The 6,593-nt window shown below is 65.8% G+C and carries 7 protein-coding genes; 2 read left to right on the top strand and 5 right to left on the bottom strand.

Features of this window, described 5'->3' with window-relative positions; translation table 11 throughout:
* Positions 1 to 6 precede the first annotated feature (6 nt).
* Positions 7 to 573, bottom strand: a complete 567-nt coding sequence (locus JNN06_RS05255; RefSeq protein WP_291238543.1) for a YqgE/AlgH family protein — start codon at positions 571 to 573, stop codon at positions 7 to 9.
* 106 nt (positions 574 to 679) lie between these two features.
* Between JNN06_RS05255 and JNN06_RS05250 the strand changes: the two genes are divergently transcribed.
* A complete protein-coding gene (locus tag JNN06_RS05250; RefSeq protein WP_291238542.1) occupies positions 680 to 1,486 on the top strand; it encodes a protein-disulfide reductase DsbD domain-containing protein in 807 nt (268 codons plus the stop codon).
* Here JNN06_RS05250 and coaBC read toward each other — a convergent pair.
* The 4 genes from coaBC to JNN06_RS05230 all read right to left on the bottom strand — a co-directional run bounded on the left by coaBC (position 1,478) and on the right by JNN06_RS05230 (position 5,042).
* Complete coding sequence (gene coaBC, locus JNN06_RS05245) at positions 1,478 to 2,674, bottom strand: bifunctional phosphopantothenoylcysteine decarboxylase/phosphopantothenate--cysteine ligase CoaBC (protein ID WP_291238541.1); 1,197 nt, start codon at positions 2,672 to 2,674, stop codon at positions 1,478 to 1,480. The two genes, JNN06_RS05250 and coaBC, sit on opposite strands and share 9 nt — an antisense overlap.
* 220 nt (positions 2,675 to 2,894) lie before the next feature.
* Complete coding sequence (locus JNN06_RS05240) at positions 2,895 to 3,110, bottom strand: DUF1127 domain-containing protein (protein ID WP_291238540.1); 216 nt, start codon at positions 3,108 to 3,110, stop codon at positions 2,895 to 2,897.
* A 248-nt stretch (positions 3,111 to 3,358) separates the two neighbouring features.
* Entirely contained in the window at positions 3,359 to 4,018 is a 660-nt protein-coding gene (locus tag JNN06_RS05235; RefSeq protein WP_291238539.1) for a peroxiredoxin, read from the bottom strand.
* A gap of 115 nt (positions 4,019 to 4,133) precedes the next feature.
* Positions 4,134 to 5,042 (bottom strand): glycosyltransferase family 92 protein, encoded by a 909-nt coding sequence (locus JNN06_RS05230; protein WP_291238538.1) that lies wholly within the window; start codon positions 5,040 to 5,042, stop codon positions 4,134 to 4,136.
* Positions 5,043 to 5,154: 112 nt separating this feature from the next.
* Between JNN06_RS05230 and JNN06_RS05225 the strand changes: the two genes are divergently transcribed.
* A partial coding sequence (locus tag JNN06_RS05225; RefSeq protein ID WP_291238537.1) for an aldehyde dehydrogenase family protein occupies positions 5,155 to 6,593 on the top strand: 1,439 nt, incomplete at its 3' end.

The following is a 6,593-nucleotide window of genomic DNA, read 5'->3' as shown; positions in this document are numbered from 1 at the left end:
TCGGCGTCAGGCGCGACCCGACACCGCCGAGAGGCTGAGCGGGTCAATGCCCATCGACCGCAGGGCAAGGCCCCATTTCGCGCTGTCATCGGCGGCAAAGATCAGCCCCTCGGGCGCCACGGCGGTCAGCCAGTCATTGCGGGCAATCTCGCCCTCCAGCTGCCCCGGCCCCCAGCCCGCATAGCCAAGGGCGAGCAAGGCCTGCGACGGCCCGCCACCCTGTGCCAGATCGGCCAGAATATCCTGCGTCGCCGTCATGGCGAGGCCCCCGCGCCCCACGCCCGGCACCATCATCGAACCGGCCCCCGGCGCATAATCACGGCTGTGCAGCACAAAGCCGCGCCCGCGCTCCACCGGGCCGCCGAAATGCACCCGGATGTCGCGCCCGGCGGGCGCCCGCCCGATGTCCAGATGATCGAGCAGCGCCGAAAAGCTGAGATCAGGCGAGGGCTTGTTGATGATCAGCCCCATGGCGCCCTCGTCGCTATGCGCACAGATCAGGATCACGCTTTTGTCAAAGCGCGGATCACCCATGCCGGGCATCGCGATAAGGATCGAGCCTGAAAGGTCCATGCTCCAGATATGGCCCCTTGCGGCGGCCGGTGCAACCCGGCCACAGCGGCAGCGGTTCGCCGGAATGTGATTTCCCATTACAGGCGCCGTGCCTATGTTCCACAGCATGACTCGCACCCTCGCCCTTGCCCTCGCCTTGCTGCCCGCCACGCTTCTGCCCTGCGGTGCCGAGATGTTGCGGCAAGAGGACATCGTGAAGGCCGAACTGCTGCCCGGCTGGCGCGAGGCCGATGGCCGCCAGATGGCCGCGCTGCATCTGCAATTGCGCGACGAATGGAAAACCTATTGGCGCGCGCCGGGTGATGCCGGGGTGCCGCCGGAATTTGACTGGTCAGGGTCGGAAAACCTCGCCGCCGTGCGCCCGATCTGGCCGCGCCCCGACCTGTTCGATTTTCAGGGCATGCAGACCATCGGCTACAAGCACAGCCTTGTGTTGCCGCTGGAGGTGACGCCGCTGGACCCGGCAAAACCGGTCGTGCTGCGGGCCTCGGTCGATCTGGGCCTGTGCAAGGATATTTGCGTGCCCGCGCAGCTGGTGCTGGGCGATGACCTGCCAATGCCCGGCGCACCCGATCCGCTGATCGCTGCCGCCTTGGGCCGCCTGCCGCAAGATGGCGCCAGTGCCGGGCTGGCCGATCTGGCCTGCACTGCCGAGCCGATCGAGGACGGGTTGCGCGTCACTGCCCGCATGACCCTGCCGCAAGGCACCGGCCCCGAGACCGTGGTGATGGAACCTCAGGCCCCGGTCTGGGTGTCCGATGCCACGGTTTCGCGCCAGGGCGACGTGCTGGTCGCGCAGGCCGATTTCGTGCCGTCTCCGGGTCAAGCCTTTGATCTGACACCCGAAACCCTGCGCCTGACCGTGCTGGACGAGACCCGCGCCGTCGAGGTGACCGGCTGCCCGCTACGCTAGCGCCGCCGCGATCCGCGCCGCCAGGGCGCGCGCCACCGCATCCTTGCCCATGCGCGGCCACGCCTCGGCACCCGCCCCGGAAATCAGCGTGATCGCATTTTCGCTGCCGCCCATGATGCCGGTCTCGGGGCTCACATCATTCGCCACGATCCAGTCACACCCCTTGCGCAAGCGCTTGGCCGTGGCATGTTCCACCACCTTCTCGGTCTCGGCGGCAAAGCCCACCACCAGCGCCGGGCGCCCCTCGGTGCGCTGCGAGATACTGGCCAGAATGTCAGGATTTTCGGCAAATTCCAGCGCAGGCGCTCGGCCCGAGCCATCCTTCTTCATCTTCTGCGCGCCCGCATTGGCCACCCGCCAATCGGCCACCGCCGCCGCGAAAACCGCCGCATCGGCGGGCAAGGCGGCCTCGACCGCCGCCAGCATCTGCCGCGCGGTTTCCACCTGCACCACGGCCACCCCGGCGGGCGGCGCAACGCTGGCCGGGCCGGTGACAAAGGTGACCCGCGCCCCCAGATCGCGCAGCGCGGCGGCCAGCGCCGTGCCCTGCGCCCCGGAGGAGCGGTTGGCGATATATCGAACCGGATCAATGGGTTCATGCGTGGGGCCAGAGGTCACCAGCACATGTTTGCCCGCCAGCGGCCCGCCGGTCAGTGCAGCCTCGATGGCCGCCACAATCTCCAGCGGCTCTGCCATGCGGCCGGGGCCAAACTCGCCACAGGCCATGTCACCCTCGTTCGGGCCGACAAAACGCACCCCATCGGCCCGCAACTGCGCCAGATTGCGCTGCGTGGCCTTGTGATCCCACATCCGCACATTCATCGCAGGCGCCATCAGCACCGGCGTATCGGTCGCCAAAAGCAGGGTCGAGGCCAGATCATCCGCCCGGCCCTGCGCCGCCTTCGCCATCAGATCGGCGGTCGCGGGCGCCACCACGATCAGATCGGCGCTGCGGCTGAGCTGGATATGGCCCATCTCGGCCTCGGCGGTCAGATCGAACAGAGCCTCATGCACCTTGGCCCCGGCCAAAGCCGAAACCGACAGCGGCGTGACAAATTCAGCGCCCGCGCGGGTCAGAACCGGGGTAACCGCCACACCGCGCTCGCGCAGACGGCGGATCAGGTCCAGCGCCTTATAGGCGGCAATGCCGCCACCGATCACCAGAAGAACGCGCTTGCCTGCCAGCATGGAACCCTCCGCCTTTGGTTCAGACCTAAGGCCGGGGGGGTGGAAACTCAAGCGCCACCTCCGGAATGGCAGGGCCGGAGGCGACGGCATGCAGCGCAATCGCCAGAAATGGCAAAGGCCCGCGGGGGAGGACCGCGGGCCTTTTGGGTTGGTGGAGCAGGGAGGAGGAGGCCCCACCACTCTGGCGCGAGGGAGGAGGAACGCGCCAGAAACCGGAAACTTACTTGCCGTAGGCCGCTTCGCGGGCCAGATCGGCAATCTGATGGCGGCTGACGCCCAGATCGCTCAGATCACGGTCGGACAGCGCGTTGAGTTCGGCCAGCGTGCGGCTGTAGATCGCGCGGCGTGCCAGAGCGGCTTTCACATTGACCGCGATATTGGCGACCAGATCAGCCAGCGAGATGCCCGAGCGACGGTTCGTAACGACATATGCCATGTCAGTGCCTCTTTCTTTCATCATCAGCGCGGGTTCCATGCCCTGCGCTGTTGAGATGAAAATGGGGCAATTGCTGCGCCTGCACAATCCAGAGTCTGACGAAACCCGTCATGCAGGCAGCGCATGGCTTGTTTCATCCTTGCTTTACAAATGATCAAACCGCTTTGATCGTGCGTTTCGCAAAGAAAAATCCCGTGCGGATCGCACGGGATTTCTGCACATGCAAAAATGCAGCTTTGCCGCCGGACTTACTTGGCCGGGGCCTTGGCAAAGCGCAGATAGGGCAGCTTGATGTCCAGCTCGCCGAACTTCTCGGTGGCCTGATCATTGTTCAGGCTGAGCGCCACGATGACATCCTGCCCCGGCACCCAGTTGGCGGGCGTGGCGATCGGCACGCCATCGGTGGCCTGCACCGCATCCAGCGCGCGCAGGATTTCGGCGAAGTTGCGGCCCACCGACATCGGATAGGTCATGGTCAGGCGCACCTTCTTGTCCGGCCCGACGATATAGACCGTCCGCACCGTGGCGGTATGTGCCGGGGCGCGGCCTTCGGTGGGCAGGTAATATTCGGCGGGCAGCATGTCATAGGCCTTGGCGACCGTCAGCGAGGTGTCGTCGATGATCGGGAAATCGGCGGGGCTGCCCGAGAAAGCCTCGATGTCGCGCTTCCATTTGCCATGATCCTCGACCGAATCGACGGAAACGCCGATGACCTTGGTGTTGCGCTTGGCAAATTCGCCCGCCAGCTGCGCCACGGCGCCGAATTCGGTGGTGCAAACCGGGGTGAAATCGCGCGGATGGCTGAAGATGATGGCATAGCTGCCGTCCAGCCAGTCGTGGAACTTGATGGTGCCGGCAGTCGACTCGGCGGTGAAATCGGGGGCGATGTCGTTGATACGGACGGACATGGGGTTCCTCACAGCGGAAGTTACCCGCCTGAAATAGGAGATTTGCCCAGCCGTTGCACCCCCTCTTGCGGTTTTGGGGCCAAAAGAGGACGGGCTTCCCTGTCCGCCGCCGCGCTCAGGTCTGCCGTTCTGCGGGGAGGATGCGGCGCAGAAAGTCTTGCGCCGCCCGATCCGGCACCTGCCCCGCCTCGATGGCGTCCACCTTGCGCATCACGCGGCGCAGGTGGTCGGCATCGGGCGTCGTCAGATTGGGGCCGCGCGCGATCTTGGCCCGCAGCTCGGCATCCGAGCGGGTGTAATAGTGGTTCAGCTGGATATGGTCTGCGCTATAGAAACCGGGCTGGCAGCGGGTTTTCTGGGTGAAGGCCTGCCCCCGGTCATTGCAGGTCACGCCACCGCCGGTCTCGATCTCATGCACCTTGAGCGCCGTCACCGCGCAGGGATCGACGATCATCTTGAAATTGCGCAAGCCCTTGGCATCGCTCATCGGATCGGGGTTGCGCAGGGTGTAGTTCTGCACCACGCCCCCCTCGGGCGGCGTCTGATGGCCCGAGCGGCCAAACATGTGCCAGGGCAGGCTGATATTGCGGCAGGCCTCCAGATGCGCCAGCGCCTCGGGCAGGCTGCGCGCCTGTTTCGGCACCAGAAACTCGTCCACGTCGATGAAGCTCATCCAGCGATAGCGCCCGCCGAAATTGCGCGTGGCATGGGCATAGGCCAGAACCTGATTGTGGATCTCCAGACCCCGGCGCGCATCGCGCAGCTTCTGATCCCAGGGAATCACGCTGCACAGATCGCCCACGGCATCGCGGATGGCCTGCACGGTGCCATCGGTGGAACCATTGTCATAAACATGGATATGCGCCACCCCGGCATCGGCATGAAACCGCGCCCATTCCGCGATATGGCGGGCCTCGTTCTTCACGATCAGCACCAGCGCAAGGCCACTGCGCTCTGGCAGCGCGGCAGGCGGGGTGAGACTGATCTTGGTGATGCTGCGCGAGCGGGTCAGAAATCCGAACATGGCCCGGTGTAGCAGGCGGCGGGGCGGCGGCAAAGGCCGCATAATTTGATCAAATTCGACTTGCCCTGCCCCGCAAAGCGCCTAAGATGCCGCCAAACCCCGGAGGCATGCCATGATCGACAAACGCGACTTTTACATCAACGGCGCCTGGGTGGCCCCGCTGGCCCCCAGGGATTGCGCGGTGATCGACCCGTCGACCGAGGAGCCCTGCGCCACGATCAGCCTCGGCTCGGCGGCGGATTGCGACCGCGCGGTGGCAGCGGCCAAGGCGGCTTTCCCGGGCTGGGCCGCCACCGCGCCCGAACTGCGGCGCGGCTATGTGGTGAAAATCCTTGAACAATACGAGGCGCGCGCCGAAGAAATGGCGCAGGCGATCAGCCTGGAAATGGGCGCGCCGATCAAGCTGGCGCGCGAAAGCCAGGCGCCCTGCCTGCCCTGGCATCTGAAGAATTTTCTCACTGCCTTTGACCAGATCGAATGGGTGCGCCCGTTGGGGCCGCATGCCCCGAATGACCGGATCGCGCTGGAACCCATCGGGGTGGTGGGGCTGATCACGCCCTGGAACTGGCCGATGAATCAGGTGACGCTGAAGGTGATCCCGGCGCTGCTGGCGGGCTGCCCCTGCGTGCTGAAACCCTCGGAGGAGGCGCCGCTGTCCTCGATGCTGTTTGCGGAGTTCTGCCACGATGCGGGCCTGCCTGCGGGCGTGTTCAATCTGGTGAATGGCGATGGCGCGGGCGTCGGCACCCGGCTGTCGGAACACCCGGATGTCGAGATGATCTCTTTCACCGGGTCGACCCGCGCGGGCCGCGCGATCAGCAAGGCGGCGGCCGAGACGCTGAAACGGGTGACGCTGGAGCTGGGGGGCAAGGGCGCCAACCTGATCTTTGCCGATGCCGATGAAAAGGCGGTGGAGCGGGGCGTGCGCCATATGATGCAGAACTCGGGCCAAAGCTGCAACGCGCCCTCGCGCATGTTGGTGGAACGGTCGATCTATGATCAGACCGTTGAAAAGGCAGCCGAAATTGCGCGCAGCATCGAGGTCGGCCCCGCCGCGCAAGAGGGCCGCCATATCGGCCCGGTGGTGAACAAGCGGCAATGGGAGCAGATTCAGGGCTATATCCAGAAAGGCCTCGACGAGGGCGCGCGGCTGGTGGCCGGGGGCCTCGGGCGGCCCGAACACCTGAATCGCGGCTTCTATGTGAAGCCCACCGTCTTTGCCGATGTCACCCCCGGCATGACCATCGAACGCGAGGAGATCTTTGGCCCGGTCCTGTCGATCCTGCCCTTCGACAGCGAGGAAGAGGCGGTGCGCATCGCCAATGACACGCCCTATGGCCTGACCAATTATGTGCAAAGCGCCGATGGTGCGCGGCGCAACCGGCTGGCGCGGGCCTTGCGCGCGGGCATGGTGGAGATGAACGGCAAATCCCGCGCGGCGGGCAGCCCCTTTGGCGGCATCAAGGCCTCGGGCCGGGCGCGCGAGGGCGGGCATTGGGGCATCGAGGAGTTTCTGGAGGTCAAGGCGATCTCTGGCTGGGACAGCGCCTC

Origin of the sequence: Gemmobacter sp. (genome assembly GCF_016792925.1) — a bacterium.
Lineage (GTDB): Bacteria > Pseudomonadota > Alphaproteobacteria > Rhodobacterales > Rhodobacteraceae > Gemmobacter.
The sequence above is the reverse complement of the archived record's forward strand: the minus strand, read 5'-3'. Positions and strand labels throughout refer to the sequence as shown.